Consider the following 568-nt stretch of genomic DNA (forward strand, 5'->3'; position numbering starts at 1 on the left):
TAATCGTTTATAAATGTGAAAGTAAATTCTAAAAATGATGTTTTGGCCTTAGCCAAAGCTGAACAAAACGCACGTAAAAAGTTACGCCTTTTGGCCGTTTACCATTTTCTAGATGGTAAAAATAGAACCCAGATAGCCAGTATGCTAGTCGTAAGCCGGCGTATCGTTAATGAATGGATTAAGCGGTACCTTTCCTTTGGCTTAGATGGATTGGAAAGTAAAAAAGCAAAAGGACGAGAACCGTATCTAAACGAGATCCAAAAACTAAAATTAGCCAAGTTTGTTGAAAAACAATCCGTTAGCGCAACAGGCGGCAGATTGACTGGTGAACGAATACACCGTTACATCGTGGATAACTTTGGCGTAACTTACCACCCGAATTCCGTCTACAAATTACTCGAATCTTTAGGCTATAGCTGGATAACGAGTCGCTCTAAGCACCCAAAGCAGTCTCAGAATAACCAAGAGACTTTTAAAAAAGTTCACCCTGGAAACGATCCTTAACACTCCATTTAATGTTATGCCTAAAGATATGGATATATGGTTTCAAGACGAAGCAAGGTTTGGA

At 39.3% G+C, this 568-nt stretch carries 1 protein-coding gene; it reads left to right on the forward strand.

Annotated features, from left to right (window positions below; all coding sequences use genetic code 11):
• Positions 1-15: 15 nt before the first annotated feature.
• Positions 16-504: a winged helix-turn-helix domain-containing protein gene (locus Q4575_RS19740; RefSeq protein ID WP_303523944.1), complete on the forward strand. Its 489-nt coding sequence runs from the start codon at positions 16-18 to the stop codon at positions 502-504.
• Positions 505-568: the final 64 nt, after the last annotated feature.

It is taken from the genome of Psychrosphaera sp. 1_MG-2023 (assembly GCF_030548245.1).
GTDB lineage: Bacteria > Pseudomonadota > Gammaproteobacteria > Enterobacterales > Alteromonadaceae > Psychrosphaera > Psychrosphaera algicola.